The sequence below is a fragment of the Parathalassolituus penaei genome (assembly GCF_026626885.1).
GTDB classification, from domain to species: Bacteria; Pseudomonadota; Gammaproteobacteria; order Pseudomonadales; family Oceanobacteraceae; genus Oceanobacter; species Oceanobacter penaei.
In genome coordinates this window covers 167,890-186,637 of sequence record NZ_JAPNOA010000039.1, presented here as the reverse complement: position 1 = coordinate 186,637, position 18,748 = coordinate 167,890, and the positions used below count along the sequence as shown (strand labels likewise).

Sequence of the window (18,748 nt, the reverse complement as noted above, 5' to 3'; positions counted from 1 at the left end):
AAAGTCGGCCCGATTCTTGCGGGCCGTTCTCCAAACGTTTTTCTGGATGTCGCCTATGAACTGGCTAACTGAACACAAACTGCCGCTGGGGCACTGGATGGAAATCCTGGTTGATTGGCTTACCAGCAATGCCTCCGGTTTCTTTGATCTGATTTCGCTGTCGCTGGAATGGGTAATCATGAGTCTGATCGCCCTGTTCCAGTGGTTTAATCCGGCAGTGCCGATTGTGGCGACCATGGCGCTTGCCTGGTTCCTGCATCGCAGTGTGGCGCTGGTCGGTTTTGTGCTGGCATCCATGTTGCTGATCATCAACCTCGGTTACTGGAACGAGATGATCGAAACCTTTGTGCTGGTCGTGACCGCTACCGGTATCTGTATCCTGTTGGGTGTACCTCTGGGTATTTATGCCGGTCACAACCCCAAGGTGTATTCGTTCCTGCGCCCGGTGCTCGACCTGATGCAGACCGTTCCAACCTTCGTATACCTGATTCCAACTCTGGTGGTGTTTGGTCTGGGTGTGGTTCCAGGTCTGATCTCGACCATTATTTTCGCCATCGCGGCACCGATTCGTCTGACTTACCTGGGGATCCGCAAGGTTCCGGAAGAGCTGATCGAAGCGGGCAAGGCGTTTGGTGCAACCCCGATGCAACTGCTGTTCAAGGTTGAGCTGCCAGCCGCCATGTCCAGCATCATGGCCGGTGTTACCCAGTGCATCATGCTGTCACTGTCGATGGTGGTGATTGCCGCGCTGGTAGGCGCTGATGGTCTGGGCAAACCGGTGGTACGCGCTCTGAACACCGTAAACATTTCACAGGGATTTGAGGCCGGCATTGTGATCGTACTGGTGGCCATCATTCTCGACCGTATCTTCAAGGCACCTGGCAAGGAAGAGGCTTAATCATGACTGCAATCAGCGTTCGTAATCTCGATGTGGTGTTTGGCGACAACACGGGCCCGGCTTTGCAACTGCTCGATCAGGGCAAGACCCGTCAGGAAATTATCAAGGCCACTGGCAGCGTTGTGGGTGTTCACAACGCCTCGATTGATGTCCAGCAAGGTGAAATCTGCGTGCTGATGGGCCTGTCCGGCTCCGGCAAATCCAGCCTGTTGCGGGCGGTGAACGGTCTCAACCCGATCAGCCGTGGCAACGTGCTGGTGCGTGATGGTGACAGCCATGTTGACCTTGGTAACTGTGATGCCAATACCCTGCGTCGGGTACGGGCGCAACGCGTCTCCATGGTGTTCCAGAAGTTTGCCCTGATGCCGTGGCTGAGTGTGCTCGACAACGTTGCTTATGGTCTCGAACTGATGGGCATGGGCAAAACCGAGCGCCATAAAAAAGCCATGGAGAAACTCGACATGGTGGGTCTGGCGCAGTGGAAAGACGTGTTACCGCATGAACTGTCCGGTGGTATGCAGCAGCGTGTGGGCCTGGCCCGCGCCTTCTCGATGGACAGCGACATTCTGCTGATGGACGAACCTTTCTCGGCACTCGATCCGCTGATCCGCGCCCAACTGCAGGACGAACTGATTGAGCTGCAGCGTAACCTCAACAAGACCATCCTGTTCGTCTCTCACGATCTGGATGAAGCCCTGAAGATTGGCAGCAACATCGCCATTATGGAATCTGCCCGTATCATCCAGTACGGCCCACCGGAAGAGATCGTACTGAACCCGATCAACGCCTACGTGGAAGACTTTGTGGCGCATACCAATCCGCTCAACGTATTGCTGGGTCGTTCACTGATGACCCGTGCTGCCGACCTGCCACGCGCCAACGGCAAAGTGCTGGCCGACAACGAAAAAGGCATCTGGCTGGATATGAAAGGCCAGCAAGTGGTGGCTGCGGAATGTGCAGGCAAGGTTCTGCCAATCCAGAACTGCTCCAACTCGCTGAATGGCTCTCTGCCAGCCACCGGTACTCTGGCGGTGACCACACCGGATGTGTCCATGCGTCGTGCCATTGAACTGCGTTACGCCACCGAACTACCGGTGGTGATTGCCGAACAGGGCAAGCTGGTGGGGGTTCTGACCGACCATAACTTCTATCACGCCATGCTGGGTAAACATTTCACCTGCTCCTCCCAGCAGCAACTGGCATCCTGAACCTTTGCCGGTCTGTTGTTGCCGGGGGGCGAGTGGCGGACCGGCAGAGGTTCAGCCTTTTATCTCATGATCTGGCCTGCGGTGCAGGTTTCAGATAACAAAAAGCCCGACCTGAGCGTCGGGCTTTTTGTTTTTCGTTTTTATGTTTCTGCTCGGCTTTCTCGTTCCCACGCTCCTGCGTGGGAATGTTGTTCTGGTAGTTTGGGTCTGGATGCTGTTCGTCTGGCGTCTGGCGTCTGGCGTCTGGCGTCTGGCGTCTGGCGTCTGGCGTCTGGCGTCTGGCCGGGCCGCGATCGGATCTGGCGCTTTGCGGCTACTCGGCGTGTTAATTGGCGAAGCTGCTTGCCCTCTTGGGGGACCTTGTCCCCCGGCCGGGCGGGCCTCCCCCTGCTTTTGCCCTGCTGGGCTCGTTTTTCCGGTATTCACCGACAACGGCTGTTCGACCCCGCTCAGATGGCACATCCCTGTGCCAACTGAGCTGGCGGGGCATCCATGCCCCGGCCGGGTCGGCCGTTGCGGTGAATCCCGGCTCGCCCAGATGGGCATTGGGCAGCCAGCTGCGCTGGGTGAGATCGGTGTTGATGGATATTGTTCGCCCGACGGCTGCTGGCGGCTACTCGGCGTGTTAATTGGCGAAGCTGCTTGCCCTCTTTGGGGACCTTGTCCCCCGGCCGGGCGGGCCTCCCCCTGCTTTTGCCCGACTGGGCTCGTTTCCCCAGTTTTCACCGACAACGGCTGTTCGACCCCGCTCAGATGGCACATCCCTGTGCCAACTGAGCTGGCGGGGGCATCCATGCCCCGGCCGGGTCGGCCGTTGCGGTGAATCCCGGCTCGCCCAGATGGGCATTGGGCAGCCAGCTGCGCTGGGTGAGATCGGTGTTGATGGATATTGTTCGCCCGACGCCCGACGTCCGACGCCCGACACCTGACGCCCGACGCCCGACGCCCGACGCCCGACGCCCGACACCCGATCCGAACGCGGCCCGACCCGACGCCCGCAGGCTTACTGACAGGCCTCTGGCAGCAGTTCGGTGTTGAGGTTTTCGCCGTAACAGCTCCAGCTGATGCTGGAAATATTGGCGAGGTCTACTGCGTATTCATCTTCGTCCGAGTCTTCCTCGTCGTAGCTGTAGTCCTCATCGTCTTCTTCGGTGTAGACGTCGTCATCGCTGGCGGCAGACTCTTCATACTCGGTAGCGTCGGCTAGCAGATTTTCGCTGGAGCCGGAGGCTGTGGCGGTAGAGGACGTACCGTCATCGATGTTTGGCTGCATGATAATTCCCACGTCTTCACCCCAGGTATCGGAACCCATGTTGGCGTATACCAGGCCGTAGTCGTACAGCTCGATGTAATAACCGTCACCGTTCAGCTGCGAATCGGTAAAGCCGAGGTCTTGCAGGGATTCCGGGTAGGCGTGGTTGGCCATGATGTATTCATGCACGGCGATGCGCACCGGGTCCATCTGTTCGATGGCGCTGCTGTAACGCTGCTGTTCCATAAAACTCTGGTATTTCGGAACGGCAACGGCGGCCAGAATCCCCATGATGGCAATCACCATAATCATGGCGCTGAGGCCTCCGGCTCCCGGAATCCCGAGGCGTGGTACAAACAGCGCCAGCACCCATGCCATGGAATGGCGGCGCGGGAACTGCACGTCTTCACCCCGCTTGAGGGCAACCGCGGTGGCCATCCGTTTGGTCAGCCATGGGTAATCACCGGTCAGTTCGTGGAAAGACATCCAGAAACCATTGGTTTCAGCCACCTGACTCATATAGGCATCGAGGTTGATGGTGCTCCAGCGGCTGTTACCGGCGGCAATCGCCGACAGGGCGGCTTTTACATCCTCTTCGCTATCGCAGCAGGCGACGCCATAACGGTCGCAGGTGTATTCCTCGGCGCGACGCAGGGCGGAACCCAGCAGTGGCATAAACATGGCCGGGAACAGGAAGCTGCTCCACACCAGGTGTTTGCGGTGAATATGGCCGAGTTCGTGGCCGATGTAGAAATCGACGGCTCCCGGACGGTTTTCGAGGGCATCTACCACATCACTGAACAACACCACAAAGTGACGGCCGAGGAAGCGGGTCGCCATGGCGTTAAAAAAGTCGGTACGCAGCAGGTAGGCTTCTGGCACTTCGGCCACGCCGAGAGTTTCGCAGTGTTTGACCAGTCGCTGATGCAGGTCCGGGTACTGTTCTATCGTAATTCGCACACCGGTGCCTTTTAACCAGGCAATAAACGCCGAGTGAGTAAACAGGAAAAACAGGTATCCGAACAGGATGTAGATCAGCGCCAGTCCAAAGGTGGCGACAATCAGCAACAGCCAGAACAGGCCGGATATTACGGCGGCAATCGTCCACAACGACGATTCGTTTTTATAAACGAGTTTCACAGGCAAGTCCTTTTGAAAGGGAGAGGTTAGCTCAGATGCTGTCTCACTTCAGAGCACTGCCAAGGAGTATGCCTGTAATGTCAGAGTGACTCCGTGAACCACCACGTTGTTATAAAAAATGGTCTTTTATAGACCATAAATAACCGGAATCAGGTCTCGAATTATCGTATTCGCAAGGGAATGTGGCATTTAATGGGCGATTATTGCAGTCGGTGTTGGTCGGGGTGGGGCTGCTTATGTGGGGAGCTGTAGAAGTCACAAGATCCTTCAATGAGCCGGTTGCTCTGGCCAGCGCACTATGATTCGGAATTCATGGTCGTCCTGATCGTCATCCAGTGACCAGCCAAGGCGTTCACAAATGCGGGCACTTATTTGTAAGCCATAACCGTAGCCAGGCGTCGGGTGACTGTCCGGGCTCACACCGTTGCAAATCGTTAATGTCTGCCGGGAAAGCTCAATCTGGATATGTTGATGACCATGAATGAAGGCGTTTTTCAGTAAATTGGTGAGCAATACATCAACAAAGCCGGGTGGTGCGCTGATCACCACCGCGGTCTCGTTGACGTTCTGGTGTACGGCTAAGCCACTGCTGTTGAACAGTGTCTGCAGCGATGGGATCAGGTTATTCAGACGTTGGCCAATGTCGACTGGCTGGATGTGGTGAGTGTCGATCCGCTCTTGCCCCAGTAGCAGGAAGACCTCGGTCAACAGGCGGATATCGCTGCAGCTCTGCTCAATGCGCTGGATAGCCCGTTGTGCCAGAGGCTGTGCCTGTACGGCCGGGATTTGCGCCAGTAATTCGGCTGACCCCTGTAGCACCATCAGCGGCGTGCGTATCTCGTGAGAGGCAAAGCGGTTGAATTCCTGTTCGCGCCGGAAATAGCCTTCTATCTGTTGTTTGCTGGCCAGCAGTTGCTGTTCGATCTGCGCCAGCTCCTGAAACCGTGCGGATACAACGGAGGCGGCTTGTCCGGGGGCCAGTTGTGGAATCCGGGTCAGCAGTTCCTGTAGCGGCTGGCGCAGGGTTCTGACCAGATAATAACCGCACAGCATGAGCAGGATGCTCATTAGCAGACCCATCAGCAGTGCTCCGTGATGGAGCTGTTCTTCAAAGGGGTCAAGGAAATCATCGGCATTGTCCTTGAACACCAGATAATACAGACCTGCTCCGGATGGGTGATGCTGCACCAGAAAGTGTTTGTCCTCAGGACCCAGCTGGTGTTCGTAAAATCCTGATTGCTGGTAGGTGCTTAGCCATTGAGGTGCCTGTTCCTGCTGATAGAAGTCGAAGGCATAGGGATTGGGCAGGCGTCCTGAGGTGCCATACAGTTGCCAGTTCCGCTCATACTGGGTTGCTTCGGCATCCAGCCATTGATGCAGGCTGATGCGTTCCAGCTGATCTTCGGCAATCACCATGAGGCCCCAGAACAGTAATACCAGCAGTAGACCCATGCTGGCGGTCAGCCACCACATGCGCCTGAACAGACTCGGATGCTGGTGGAGATTAGCGGCTGAGCGGGTGGGGTTTTTATGGGCAAACAAGACGATACCCCTGGCCGTGGACGGTCTCCAGCCAGTCATGCTGGCCATGCTCCCGCAGGGCACAACGCAGGCCGTGAATGTGGCTGCGCAGGGCATCGCTGTCAGGTTCGTTGTTGCCCCAGATCTGGTTGAGCAGCTGTTGGCGATTGACCATGGCGGGATACTGTTGCATCAACAGCCGCAGGATGTGCAAGCGGATCGGACTGAGATGAACGGTTTGTTCATTCAGGCTGACCTGCTGCTGTTGCAGGTCGTAACAGAGTGCCCCCAGTTGCAGACGGCCAACACTGGGCTGGCGTCCACGTCGGGCCAGTGCTTGCAGGCGTAATTGCAGTTCCTGCAGGGCAAAGGGTTTGACCAGGTAGTCGTCACCGCCGGCTTCAAAGGCGGCGACCTTGTCGTCAAGCTGGTCGCGGGCGGTCAGAAACAGCACCGGAATATCCAGATGCAGTTGCTGGCGAATGTGCTGGACGGTGCTGATGCCATCGCGTCTGGGCATCATGATGTCCATCACGATCACATCCACATGCTGATGGCGCAGGCGTTCCAGAGCGGCGTCCCCATGGTGGGCACAGTCAACCTGATGACCTGCCAGTTCGAGGTAGTCACAGAGGGTTGCCATGACCTGTGGATTGTCGTCTACGACCAGAATATTCACGGATATTGCTCCTGCAGTCGGTTGATCAGCGCAGCAGACGCAGGCTGTCGACATCAATTTCAGCGGATTCCAGATAGTCTTTTTCGACCTCGCCCAGAATTTCGATACGGTCCTGATGATCAAACGGCTCGGCCGGGAACAGATGATCATCAATCTCGACCCGGATCTGTTGCTGGCCATCGCTGAACAGGTATTTGTCGTTGCTGACTTTTTCGATCAGATAACCCTGCAGGCGCACCATCTGGTCATCCTTGCCGTTATCGATAATCTGGTCAATCCGGTTCAGTTCATTCTGGACCGGCCCTTGGTATTCGGCGTTGGCCATACTGGCAGAGGTCAGAGCACTGATAGACAGAACAAGTGCGGAAATGTGGCTCATGGTGATAACTCCGGTTGGCGTGGGTGGAACGGCCGGGTGCCGTTGTGCATGCCATACTGCGTGAGTGGGTGTGAAGAAAACGTGAGGGTGGCATGCGCGAGGACTAACACCAGAGTTGCATGTAGCTGGCCGGTTTTTTTCCTACTCAATAATGGCCGCAGCCGCTAAAATGGTCGCCTTTTTGTAACCGGTACGGTAAACACACAGGTGTTCACCAAACCAACGCTGAATCGCTTGGCGGCTCCTGCTGCAAGCCATGACCGGACAGTGAACCTTGATGTTTACCGAAATTCCGGGCTCACGCCCTGTAACACCTTTGCTTGACGCCATTCAGGAGACTGCCGACCTGCGGCAGCTGCCTGCCGAAAAGCTTAAGGATCTGTGCCGTGAACTGCGGGAATTCCTGTTGTACAGCGTTGGCCAGTCGGGTGGCCATTTCGCTGCCGGTCTGGGGGTGGTGGAACTGACCGTTGCCCTGCATTATGTCTTTAACACACCGGACGACCGTCTGGTCTGGGACGTTGGTCATCAGGCCTATCCTCACAAGATTCTGACCGGCCGTCGTGAACAGATGACCCGTATCCGTCGTGAAGACGGCCCGGCGGCTTTCCCGCTGCGCACCGAAAGCCCTTATGACACCTTTGGTGTGGGTCACTCCAGTACCTCGATTGCGGCGGCGCTGGGTATGGCGCTGGCATTCCGCCAGCAAGGCCAGCAGCGTCAGGCGGTGGCGGTTATTGGTGATGGTGCCATTACCGCCGGTATGGCATTTGAAGCCCTGAACCACGCCGGCCACGAAAAGGCCGACATGCTGGTGATCCTCAATGACAACGATATGTCGATCTCCAACAACGTCGGTGCGCTCAACCGTTATTTCACCCGTCTGTGGTCGAGCCGCACCTACAGCGCCATTCGTGAAGGCAGCAAGAAGGTGCTGGAAAAGATTCCGGCCGCCTGGGAGTTTGCCCGTCGCACCGAAGAACATATGAAAGGCATGGTGGCTCCGGGCACCCTGTTTGAAGAATTCGGCTTCAACTATTTTGGCCCGATCGACGGCCACGATATCAATGAGCTGGTTAACACCCTCGGTAATCTCAGTAAACTGCGTGGCCCACGTTTCCTGCATGTGGTCACCCGTAAAGGCAAGGGGTTCACTCCGGCGGAAGACGATCCGATCCGTTATCACGCACTCAAAGCGCCTGCTCCAGCCAGCAAGCCAGTCGTGCCAGCCAAACCGACCTACTCCAATATTTTTGGCGAATGGCTGTGTGATATGGCAGCGGCCGACAAACGTCTGGTGGGGATTACCCCGGCCATGCGTGAAGGCTCCGACCTGATCCGTTTCTCCTACGAATACCCCGAGCGTTATTTCGACGTTGCCATTGCCGAACAACATGCGGTGACGCTGGCGGCAGGTCTGGCTTGTGAGGGGCAGAAGCCGGTGGTGGCGATTTATTCGACTTTCCTGCAGCGCGGTTACGACCAGCTGATCCACGACGTAGCGCTGCAAAACCTCGACGTGTTGTTTGCCATCGATCGTGCCGGTCTGGTGGGCGAAGACGGCCCAACTCACCACGGTGCCTACGATCTGTCATACCTGCGCTGTATCCCCAATCTGGTGGTGATGACACCGTCCGATGAACAGGAATGTCGTTTGTTGCTGAGCACCGGTTTCCATCATCAGGGGCCAGCGGCGGTACGTTATCCACGTGGCAGTGGTGCCGGTATTGAAACCCAGCCCCACCTGCAAACCGTTGAATTGGGCAAAGGGGTGGTACGGCGGGTGGGTAATGCTGCTGCTGGCAAACGGGTTGCGCTGCTGGTCTTTGGTGCGCCACTGAACAATGCTATGGATATAGCCGAAACCCTGGATGCCACTGTGGCCGACATGCGTTTTGTGAAGCCACTGGACGAGGCGCTGGTACAACAGCTGGCACACGATCATGACCTGCTGGTGACTCTGGAAGAAAATGCCGTGATGGGCGGTGCTGGCAGTGCCGTTCTGGAAGTACTGGCGCTGGCCGGTGTGGCTTGTCCGGTGATGATGGCCGGTATCCCGGATCGCTTTATTGAACACGCCACTCCGGCCCGTCAGTGGCAAGACTGTGGTCTGGATAGCGGCAGCCTGCTGACCCGAATCCAGCAACGTCTGGGTCTCTGATTTCCATCCCTCGCTGACCATGCCAGACGGTATGGTCTGCTCGCTGGCCGGGCAACTCCTGTAAATGATGCTTTACTGGTTAGTACAAGAACATTTAACAGGTGAATCCGGTGGCTCTTAGCCGAACTCCCGTTTATATGGGCACCCTCTTGATCGGGGCGGCTCTCCTTTTTGCTGATCTGGCATCTCTGGTCTGGACCGTGGTGTCAGTGATCATGTTATTGCTGGCAGTCCATATGGTGGCTGACAGACCTAGGGTGATGCTGAGCCATGGGCCTGCGCTTGCCGATGATCCAGACCCCGACCCGGCTGCTGAAACACCTCCTGATGTGGTTGCCCCGGCTGTTTCTGCCCTGGCTGACACCGACCTGCTGTTACGTATGGAGCGGCTGGTGGCGGTGGGACAGTTATCCGCTGGCATCGCCCATGAAATCAACAATCCGGTGGCTTATGTGCACAGCAACCTGGTGGATATCCGCGAAGACTTCGATAACCTGCACCGCTTTATCCGTCGTATTGATGAACTGGCCCATGATCTTCCGCGCGACAGTGATATCTGGCGCGGCATGGTGCAGGCCTATCGTGATGAACAGGTAGCCGACATTCTGGCGCTGTTTCCCGAGCGCCTTAAAGACTGCATCGAAGGCGTCGATCGTATCGGCCATATCGTCCATGACATGAAAACCCTGGTACGGGGTGGTGGGTCAAATAAGGCGCTGTGCAATCTCAATCAGGACCTTGCCACCGTCATCAACATTGCCCGCACCCGGATCAAGGGTCAGGTACAGTTCCATGTGCACCTGCTGAATGACTGCCCGCCACTCTGGTGTAACCCATCGCAGATTGGTCAGGTGGTTCTCAATATTCTGGTTAATGCCGTGCAGGCGGTGGGTGATAACAGCGGCGATATTTCCCTGACCCAGACGCTGCGTGACGGCGAGCTGGAGATCACCATCTGTGATGACGGTCCGGGGATGAGCCCGGAGTTGCTGCAGCGTGCATTTGAGCCCTTTTTTACCACCAAGGGGGAACAGGATGGCACCGGTATGGGATTACCCCTGAGTCGCCAGCTGGTGCAGGATCATGGTGGGCGTCTTGAAGTGGAAAGCGAGCCGGGAGTAGGTACCTGTTTCCATATTTATCTGCCGGTGCCGGCTCAGGAGGGACAACATGTTTGATGATTATCTCGTACAGGAAGCCGATGAAAAATTCGGCCGAATACTGCTGGTTGATGATGAGCCTGCGGTGTTGCAGGCCCTCAAGCGTCTGTTATATCGCCAGTATCAGGTAGAAACTGCCAGTAGTGGTCATGATGCGCTGGCCAAACTGTCAGAAGAGCCATTTGACCTGATTATCTCTGATATGCGCATGCCCGGCATGAGTGGTGCTGACCTGCTGGCCATCTGTTTTGAACGCTGGCCAGACATGACCCGGGTGCTGATCACCGGTTATTCGGATCTCGAATCGGCAGTAAAGGCTGTAAACGATGGCAACATCTTCCGTTACGTCAACAAACCCTGGAACAACGAACAGCTACGCGGCATCGTCGCCGATGCCCTGCAACGCAACCTTCTGAAAGACCTGAACGAAAAACTGCAGGCGCGGGTAATAGAACAGAACGAGGAACTGGCGCGACTGAACCGTGAACTGGAAAAGAAATTTTTGCAGAAATCGGATCAGGCCGGTGAAGCCGAAGCCAAGCTGGAAGGTGCATATCGCACCCTGGTGCAGGAATTCAAAAGCATGCTGCATATGCTGGTGAGCCTGGTAGAACGTCGTAACGGTGAAGAACCTGGAAGTAGTGAAAGGTTGGCTCGTCTGGCCAAACTCTTTGGTGAATTTGCCGGGCTGGTGGGCGAACAGGTGCAAGATCTTTACTACGCTGCGTTGCTCAAGAATATTGGCAAGATTACCTTGCCAGATTCGGTGCTGGTGAAGTCGCTGACGGTCATGACTCCAGCTGAGAAAAAGGAATACGCACGTTTTACCATTAATGGCCAGACCACCCTGATGCTGCTGGAGCCATTACAGAATGCTGCCAACATTATTCGTTCGCATATGGAGCTGTATAACGGCAAGGGATTCCCGGATCGTCTGGCGATGGACGCCATTCCGCGCGAAGCGCGCCTGCTGCGTATTGTTACCGACTACGTTGACCTGCAGCGCGAATACAACTTTCTGGGTGAGCGTCTGAACGAAGAAGCCAGCAAGGCGTATCTGCTGAAAATGGCAGGGCAGCGTTATGACCGCGAGCTGGTGGATATCTTTATGGAAGTGCTGGAAGACTTCGATGAAGGCGTTGTATCCAACATGGACCGTATTCCGATTGCCGAGGTTCGGGTCGGTATGACCCTGGCCACCAACCTGATCAGTCCGGCTGGAGTGGTATTGCTATCGGAAGGGACACAACTGAATGACCGTCATGTCACCAAGTTGCAAGCGATGGCCCGGCAGTTTGCGGGCCACCAGATTCTGTTACACGTTCGTCAGAATCGCGACGAATAACGAAAACAGCCGGTGCTCAGGCGCCGGCTTCGTCATCCTGATGGCTGATGGCAACACCGGGTTGACCGGTCTGTTGCAGATAATGGCCCAGCTTGCTGGCTTTGGTATCCAGATAACCACGGTTGTGCGGGTTACGGCCTACTTCCAGAGCCACACGTTCAGCGACGGTGACACCGGCATCCGACAGGGCTTTGACCTTGCGTGGGTTGTTGGTCATCAGACGAATCGCAGAAACCCCCAGGTGCGCCAGCATCGGCTGACACATGCTGTAGTTACGCATGTCGGCACCAAATCCCAGACGTTCGTTGGCTTCTACGGTGTCAGCCCCCTGATCTTGCAGGTTATAGGCGCGGATCTTGTTCAGCAGGCCAATACCACGACCTTCCTGACGCAGATACAACACCACACCACGACCAGCCACTGACACTGAACGCAGAGCTTCTTCGAGCTGGAAACCACAGTCACAACGCAGGCTGAACAGGGCATCACCGGTCAGACACTCGGAATGGGCACGCGCCAGAACCGGTTCACCATTACCGATGTCGCCCATACTCAGGGCTACATGTTCCTTGCCGGTTTCCGTATCCTCGAAGCCATGCATGGTGAACTCACCAAACGGGGTGGGTAATTTGGACGATGCAATGTAGCGGATACTCAAGGCTTGGACCTCCGGTAGAACAGGCGGCGTAGTCTAGCAGTCAATGTGCATTGACCAAAGCATGGTAGCGCACCGAATAACAATTTGTTCATCCAACTAACTGTTTCGGATTTCGACATGATTTTGTGGTTTTTATTGGCGCTGTTGCTGTTGATGATACTGGCCCTGCCATCATGGTGGGTGGCGCGGATTTTACAACAGCACAGCCTGCCACGGCCCGACTTTCCCGGGACGGGTGGCGACATGGCGCGGCATCTGCTGCAGTTGCATGGGTTAGCAGATGTTCAGGTTGAAAGTACCAGCAGCGGTGATCATTACGATCCCTCGGCTCGAACGGTACGTCTGACCGCTGACAAACTCGACGGTCGTAGCCTCACCGCCGTGGTGGTGGCCGCTCACGAGGTTGGCCACGCCATCCAGCATGCCCGTGGTGAGATGCTGTTTCATGCACGCACCGGGCTGGCGTGGCTGGCAATCTGGTTACAGCGGCTGGCTCCGGCGGCGGTTCTGATCGCGCCTCTGTTATTAACGGTGATGCCAGCGGCATCGCGGTTGGCGATTGGTCTGGCTGTGGTCGCCATGCTTACGGGGTTGCTGGTGCATCTGCTGACCTTGCCGGTGGAGCTGGATGCCAGCTTTAACAAGGCGTTGCCGATGCTGGCCGACGGAGACTATTTGCAGGAGCAGGATATGCAGTATGCGCGGCGTATTCTGCAGGCGGCGGCGTTTACCTATGTGGCGGCGTCGCTGGCCAACCTGCTGAATGTCTGGCAGTGGTTTCGTATGTTGCGGCGCTGACCGCTATATGCGACGGCGATCAGGTACCCAGCAGCAGAGCGGTGGCCTGTAAAACCAGCCAGGCCATGATGCCAGCCAGTACGTCGTCGATCATGATGCCAAAACCACCTTTGACACGACGGTCAAGCCAGCCAATAGGCCACGGCTTGAGGATGTCGAACATACGGAACAGCGCAAAACCGTACACCAGCCACCAGATATGGCCATCACCGGGCAACGCCAGCAGGGTGATCCACAGACCAATCCACTCGTCCCAGACAATACCGCCGTGATCGTGGACCCCCATATCACGCGATGTGATTTCACACACCACAACACCGAGCGCCAGACCTGCGACCAGAATGCCGAGATATGGCAACACCGGAATGCCGTCCAGCAGCAACCACCATACAGGTAACGCGGCGATGGTGCCAAATGTCCCCGGTGCTTTGGGGGCAAGGCCGGAACCCAGGCCAAACGCCAGCAGGTGAATGGGGTTTTTCATATTGGGATGAACAGACACAGGGAATCCTCGCAATCAGGCTGTTGGCATCATAAACACCACTGAACATCTGACAAGTATTGGCGACGGAGTCGGTGCGCTTGAACTCAGCAGCTGATCCGTTCCGGTGCCAGCGCCAGCGCCGTTACCTTGTGGTTGTTGATGGCTATGTCCTTGAGCCAGCCATCGGCGAATGTGGGCAGCCAGTAATCACTGCTGTCGCGGGTGACCGGGTCATCACAGCTGAACACATCACCAATATGATCAACCTGCAGACCAAACAGATCGCGGGATGGATCATCCGGATGGCGCAGGCGCTGCAACACCACCACCGTTGGCCGTGCCACACCCTTGAGGTGCTGGCGGGCGTCACCAAACAGATCAATCAGGCGTCGCAGAGTGGTTTTACGGTGATGTTGCAAAATAGCCAATGCCTCACTTGTTTCTCCTTTGCTATGCAGATCCAGCAGTTCATTGGCTAGCTGGTGTATTCGCTGGTGCGGCTGGTCAAAACGCTCCATGATGGCTTTAAATTCTGCATCAGAAGTTTGGAAATCCTGATACCAGCGACCAAAAGCACAATCCCGGTGGTTACGGGCCAGGGTAAAATGGCCGTCGTTTTTCAGGGCTTCTTCGAGGTTGTTCATCCAGTTTTCGTGATCCTGCTGGCGTTGATCGAGCAATTCCAGCAGCTGCCGTGACTGCCGTAATTCCGGGCTGTCACCCAGTAATTCGGCCAGATTAAAGACCAGACAGGAATGGCCTTCGTAGTTGATGGTGTCGCGCTCTTCGTTATTGCCATAAGCAATCCGCGTGGTTTTGACGGAGGTGCTGGCAGCGATGTAACGCACATGCTCCAGAGGCACCGCATAGTGATGGCCACCGTGGCTGAAGCTCAGATATTCCATGACACATGTTCCTGCGGACGAATGTGCCTGAAGTATAGACACCGATTTGCGCCTCTGGCGGTGTATGGTTGGCGCATAGTGCGCCAGGTATTCGTCTCTGCGGGGGTTTTCAGAAGAGCTGTCAACTTGTCGGACAATTGCGGATTGAATTGTTGGTTCTGGCATCAGACTATCGTCGCTGTACCAGATGTTCAGGGAACAGGGTTTCTGAAGCAACCCGACCCGTATGGATGTGGAGACTTGCAGGATGTTGTCACTGGGTATTCTTGTGTTTGTACTGCTGGCCGGAACGGCTGTCTGGTTCTTGAATCCGGGCCGTCCACGTACAAACGACTTTACGCCCGCACGGCTAATCAATCTGGCTGGCAGCTTGCGGATGCTGAGCCAGCGCACCATGAAGAACTGGCTAATGCTGGGTGCCGGGCACAATCCGGATGAAGCCAACAGACAGTTACTGCTCAGTGTGGACCTCTTTGATGAGCGTCTGCTGTTATTAAAACGTTGGGCGTTAACGCCGGGTAACCAGTATCTGGTCAGCCGGGTTGAGCAGGCATGGTCGCGTTTTCGCGGTCAGGTGTGTGAAGTGCCACAACGTGATCGAATCCAGGCGCTGATGCGTGAATGCAACGATCTTCTGTATGTCTGTGACGAGCTGGTAGAAGCCGTGGTCAGTCAGAGTGGCCAGCGTGAGGCCACTCTGGTCAATGTGGCCGGGCGTCAGCGTATGCTGCTGCAACGCATCGCCAAAAATTGCATGGCCATGTCGTGGGGATTGTCGACCGAAACGGTCCGGCACGAACTGCTGGATGCCATTGATCTGTTTGAAGCCTCCTTGCAGGCGCTGCGTAATTCCCGTTTTAATTCAGCGGCACTGAATGAAGAGCTGGAGATGCTGGATCACGAATGGCAGCGTGGCCGCCCGCATTGTCAGCAGCATTGCAGTGGCCGTTGCACGCCCAATGAAGTGTTGCTGGTGACGGATGCCGTTCAGGCTGGAATGGATCGGGTAACGGCCATGTACCAGCAGTTGATGGATGGCAGCAGTCAGGATGTCAGTGACGAATTTGTACGTTCCAATCTGGCCGAACGGCCATTGGCTCCGGGTCATAACGGTCAGCGTCAGCAGAATCTGATTCATACTCATACGGTGCATTGAGGCGCAGTATGGGTCTCGGATCTCTCCTCGTTCCCACGCTCCGCGTGGGAATGGTGTGCTGGTGGTTTGGGTCTGGATGGATGCTGTTCGTCCGACGTCCGACGCTTCGCGGTTACTCAGCTTGTTAATTTGCCAGGCTGCTTGCCCTCTTGGGGGACCTTGTCCCCCGGCCGGGCGGGCCTCCCCCTGCTTTTGCCCTGCTGGGCTCGTTTACCCGGTTTTCACCGACAACGGCGGTTCGACCCCGACCCGATGGCACGTCCCTGTGCCAACGGGTCTGGCGGGGCATCCATGCCCCGGCCGGGTCGGCCGTTGCGCTGAATTCCGGCTCGCCCAGATGGGCATTGAGCAGCCAGCTGCGCTGGGTGAAACTGCGTTTTTATGCAGGAGCGCGCCGTTGGCCGCGATGGCGTGGCGATTATTTGCTGTGTTGATGAATGCTGTTCGCCCGACGCCCGACGCCCGACGCCCGACGCCCGACGCCCGTCAGTGTTCCGGCAGGTTGTGATAAATGGTTTCCAGCAGTTTGTTCAGGCGGGTCAGTTGCACGGGGGTGAGACCCTTGAAGCTCTGGCGGAATAACTCTTCGGTGGTGTCGTGGATATTACGGATGGTGGCAAGACCGGCTTCGGTAATGCTGACATCGGTAACGCGGCCATCGTCGCTGCGCACACAGGTGTCGACCAGACCATCGGCTTTCATGCGATAGACGGTTTTGGTGACGGTGGGCAGTTTGGCAATGGCGTGGGTGGCAATGGCCGAAATACTGGAAGGGCCTTCATCCTTGAGGATGATCAGGATTCGCCAGCGGGGAACGTCCAGATTCACTTTCTTGAGGGTCTTTTCCATCGCCCGGCTGTAGCGGCCATTCACCATGGCTAGCCAGTAAAAGGGAAAGTCTTCCTTGTGGTATTCGTCACTGGCCGGGTTGTAGCGCTGGGCGCGGGTGGTGCGGGTACTTTTAGTCATCGGTCGGCATGGCCCTGTAATGAGCAATAACTGTACAAAACCTTTACATCAAACGTCAACGCGTTCAAAGGCGTGCACAGCGGGGGGGAAACGGGCCGCAGGCCGGGGGGAGTCCGGCCTGCTCTGGGCAGAAATCGGGGAGTATTTCTGCATCATCAAACTACTTCAATCGGCATCAGACACCGCGCTGATCAGGCGCTGTGTTGATCCGGTGCTGGCTTACCAGCATGGGCCGCGGTCGGCTTCCATCTTGCGCACCATGGCGTCGAAGAATTTCACCGCAAAACCGCTGTCCTTGATCAGCATCTGGGTCAGCCCGGCGCATTTCTCACCAATGGCATCTTCCAGAATCACGTCTTCACCACCGATGGAACCGGCGGCTACCTGGATCTCGGCAGCGCGCTGCACGGTCCACAGCAGGAAGAAGGTACGTTCCACATCCATTTCACCCACGGCGATACCGTGGTTACGCAGTACCAGAATGTGTTTGTCGCCGAGGCTTTCCAGCATGCGGCCTTTTTCTTCCTGGAACAGGGTGATGCCTTCAAACGCGTGGTAACCAACACGGCCATACAGCTGGGCAGCGTAGAAGTTGTTCATGGCAAAACCGTTCGGTTTGGCGGCCACGGCGGAAACAGCGTTGGTGTGGGTGTGAATCACACAGTGCACGTCTTCACGGGCGGCGTGAATGGCACCGTGCAGGGCAAAACCGGCTGGGTTGCCGTCGTATGGGGAGTCACACAGCTTCTTGCCGTTGACATCGACCTTGATCAGGTTGGCCGGGGTGATTTCGGTGTAGTTGAGGCCAAACGGGTTCACCAGGTAGCAGTCGGCCTGATCCATCAGACGGGCTGAAATGTGGTTGAAGATGGTTTCGGTCCAACCAAAGTAGTCCACCAGGTGATAACAGTGGGCCAGTTTTACTCGCAGTGCCCATTCATCCTCGCTGATGTGATCCGGGCGGCTGATGACGGTATCGGCGCGGCTGGTCATTTGGTTCATGAGTCTCTCCGTGTTCAGTTCAATGGTTGTTCAGAGTGTTGTTGGTGGCACGCTGGCTGGCCAGGAAACGGGCCAGTGCCAGTACATGGCGTGTTATTGGCATTGCGAAACCGGCGCGGCTGGCCAGTTCGACCACGGCATCACCAATGGTCGCCAGTTCCAGCGGTTGGTGATTGTCGTAGTCTTGCAGCATGGAGGTACGTACGGCCCCCATGCCGGTGCCCATTTCCATAATGGTCTGTGGATCAAAACGGATACGGGCGCCGTAGGCGGCGGCGGTCTGCAGGATTTCATCCAGCATCTGCCGCACCAGTGGGCTCAGATCGGGGTGACTGTACAGCTGTTCGAGTGTTGCTCCGGTGACCACCGACAGCGGGTTGGAGGTCAGGTTGGCAATAATCTTGGTCCACAGCTGGTCACGAATATTGTCGGTGGCGCGCGCTTCGATACCGGCGTTGGCAATCAGCTCGCGCACCGCTTCCAGGCGCTCACTGAGCTGGTGGTTGATTTCGCCCATGATCATCAGATGCGGGTTGCCAGAGCGAACATGTGCCGGGCCTTCGCGGCTGGCGGTGATAAACACCACGGCACCAATCAGATGGTGGGCGGGCAGCAGGCGTGCCAGTTCACCATCCGGGTCGGCGGCGACAATACGTTCACCGGCAAAACGCCCTTCGATACCCTGGAAGTACCACCAGGGCATACCGTTCACCACCGGGATCACAATGGTCTGCTCGTGCAGCAGCGGCTGGATCTGGCGCAACATGGTCGCCAGTGCTGGCGCTTTGGTGCAGACCAGAATCAGGTCCTGTGGTCCCAGTTCTTCTGCCTTGTCGGAGGCGTTGACCATGGCGTGGTGACGACCTTCGAGGTCATCGAGGGTAATCCCCTCTTCACGCAGGGCTGCCAGCGTGCGGCCACGGGCCAGAACGTTGACTCGCTGGCCGCTGGTGGCCAGACGGGCAGCCAGCGTGCCACCAATGGCACCGGCACCGGCAATACAGATTTGGTTGATCTTCATAGGCAAAATTCC

The 18,748-nt window shown here is 56.7% G+C and carries 17 protein-coding genes; 7 read left to right on the top strand and 10 right to left on the bottom strand.

Translation table 11 applies throughout. From position 1 onward, the window contains the following. The first annotated feature begins 55 nt into the window (after nucleotides 1-55). Nucleotides 56-898, top strand: coding sequence for a choline ABC transporter permease subunit (gene choW / locus OUO13_RS13805; protein ID WP_283174481.1), 843 nt, complete (start codon nucleotides 56-58; stop codon nucleotides 896-898). A gap of 2 nt (nucleotides 899-900) precedes the next feature. Continuing rightward, nucleotides 901-2,106 carry a choline ABC transporter ATP-binding protein gene (gene choV / locus OUO13_RS13800; RefSeq protein WP_283174480.1) on the top strand — a complete coding sequence of 402 codons (1,206 nt, stop codon included), beginning with the start codon at nucleotides 901-903 and terminating at the stop codon, nucleotides 2,104-2,106. A gap of 1,003 nt (nucleotides 2,107-3,109) precedes the next feature. Here the strand turns inward: choV and OUO13_RS13795 are convergent. The 4 genes from OUO13_RS13795 to OUO13_RS13780 form a co-directional block, all read right to left on the bottom strand. Next, nucleotides 3,110-4,498 carry a M48 family metalloprotease gene (locus tag OUO13_RS13795; RefSeq protein ID WP_283174479.1) on the bottom strand — a complete coding sequence of 463 codons (1,389 nt, stop codon included), beginning with the start codon at nucleotides 4,496-4,498 and terminating at the stop codon, nucleotides 3,110-3,112. 267 nt (nucleotides 4,499-4,765) lie between these two features. Next, nucleotides 4,766-5,971: a sensor histidine kinase gene (locus OUO13_RS13790; RefSeq protein ID WP_283174478.1), complete on the bottom strand. Its 1,206-nt coding sequence runs from the start codon at nucleotides 5,969-5,971 to the stop codon at nucleotides 4,766-4,768. A 55-nt stretch (nucleotides 5,972-6,026) separates the two neighbouring features. After that, entirely contained in the window at nucleotides 6,027-6,698 is a 672-nt protein-coding gene (locus OUO13_RS13785) for a response regulator transcription factor (protein ID WP_283174477.1), read from the bottom strand. A 25-nt stretch (nucleotides 6,699-6,723) separates the two neighbouring features. After that, the gene (locus OUO13_RS13780) at nucleotides 6,724-7,077 is read right to left on the bottom strand and encodes a YgiW/YdeI family stress tolerance OB fold protein (RefSeq protein WP_283174476.1); all 354 of its coding nucleotides are present in this window, start codon (nucleotides 7,075-7,077) and stop codon (nucleotides 6,724-6,726) included. Nucleotides 7,078-7,354: 277 nt separating this feature from the next. On the opposite strand from OUO13_RS13780, the gene dxs reads away from it, so the two are divergent. The 3 genes from dxs (at nucleotide 7,355) to nosR (ending at nucleotide 11,743) form a co-directional block, all read left to right on the top strand. Next, the gene (gene dxs, locus OUO13_RS13775; protein WP_283174580.1) at nucleotides 7,355-9,238 is read left to right on the top strand and encodes a 1-deoxy-D-xylulose-5-phosphate synthase; all 1,884 of its coding nucleotides are present in this window, start codon (nucleotides 7,355-7,357) and stop codon (nucleotides 9,236-9,238) included. A gap of 110 nt (nucleotides 9,239-9,348) precedes the next feature. Next, nucleotides 9,349-10,416: a sensor histidine kinase gene (locus OUO13_RS13770; RefSeq protein ID WP_283174475.1), complete on the top strand. Its 1,068-nt coding sequence runs from the start codon at nucleotides 9,349-9,351 to the stop codon at nucleotides 10,414-10,416. Next, entirely contained in the window at nucleotides 10,409-11,743 is a 1,335-nt protein-coding gene (gene nosR / locus OUO13_RS13765) for a response regulator c-di-GMP phosphodiesterase, NosR family (RefSeq protein WP_283174474.1), read from the top strand. The genes OUO13_RS13770 and nosR overlap by 8 nt, the downstream gene beginning before the upstream one ends. A gap of 16 nt (nucleotides 11,744-11,759) precedes the next feature. On the opposite strand, the gene ribA is transcribed toward nosR, so the two are convergent. Beyond that, nucleotides 11,760-12,401: a GTP cyclohydrolase II gene (gene ribA, locus OUO13_RS13760; RefSeq protein WP_283174473.1), complete on the bottom strand. Its 642-nt coding sequence runs from the start codon at nucleotides 12,399-12,401 to the stop codon at nucleotides 11,760-11,762. A 117-nt stretch (nucleotides 12,402-12,518) separates the two neighbouring features. Between ribA and OUO13_RS13755 the strand changes: the two genes are divergently transcribed. Beyond that, entirely contained in the window at nucleotides 12,519-13,199 is a 681-nt protein-coding gene (locus tag OUO13_RS13755) for a zinc metallopeptidase (RefSeq protein ID WP_346429356.1), read from the top strand. A 19-nt stretch (nucleotides 13,200-13,218) separates the two neighbouring features. Here OUO13_RS13755 and OUO13_RS13750 read toward each other — a convergent pair whose 3' ends face one another. Together OUO13_RS13750 and OUO13_RS13745 are read right to left on the bottom strand one after the other, a co-directional pair. Further along, nucleotides 13,219-13,683 (bottom strand): phosphatidylglycerophosphatase A family protein, encoded by a 465-nt coding sequence (locus OUO13_RS13750; protein WP_283174578.1) that lies wholly within the window; start codon nucleotides 13,681-13,683, stop codon nucleotides 13,219-13,221. Between the two features lie 104 nt (nucleotides 13,684-13,787). Next, complete coding sequence (locus OUO13_RS13745) at nucleotides 13,788-14,588, bottom strand: CZB domain-containing protein (protein ID WP_283174472.1); 801 nt, start codon at nucleotides 14,586-14,588, stop codon at nucleotides 13,788-13,790. A 247-nt stretch (nucleotides 14,589-14,835) separates the two neighbouring features. Between OUO13_RS13745 and OUO13_RS13740 the strand changes: the two genes are divergently transcribed. After that, entirely contained in the window at nucleotides 14,836-15,744 is a 909-nt protein-coding gene (locus OUO13_RS13740; protein ID WP_283174471.1) for a type IV pili methyl-accepting chemotaxis transducer N-terminal domain-containing protein, read from the top strand. Between the two features lie 486 nt (nucleotides 15,745-16,230). On the opposite strand, the gene OUO13_RS13735 is transcribed toward OUO13_RS13740, so the two are convergent. The 3 genes from OUO13_RS13735 to OUO13_RS13725 form a co-directional block, all read right to left on the bottom strand. Further along, nucleotides 16,231-16,713: a MarR family winged helix-turn-helix transcriptional regulator gene (locus OUO13_RS13735; protein ID WP_283174470.1), complete on the bottom strand. Its 483-nt coding sequence runs from the start codon at nucleotides 16,711-16,713 to the stop codon at nucleotides 16,231-16,233. A gap of 219 nt (nucleotides 16,714-16,932) precedes the next feature. Next, nucleotides 16,933-17,715 (bottom strand): class II aldolase/adducin family protein, encoded by a 783-nt coding sequence (locus OUO13_RS13730; RefSeq protein WP_283174469.1) that lies wholly within the window; start codon nucleotides 17,713-17,715, stop codon nucleotides 16,933-16,935. Nucleotides 17,716-17,734: 19 nt separating this feature from the next. Beyond that, nucleotides 17,735-18,736, bottom strand: a complete 1,002-nt coding sequence (locus tag OUO13_RS13725) for a ketopantoate reductase family protein (protein ID WP_283174468.1) — start codon at nucleotides 18,734-18,736, stop codon at nucleotides 17,735-17,737. Nucleotides 18,737-18,748 lie beyond the last annotated feature (12 nt).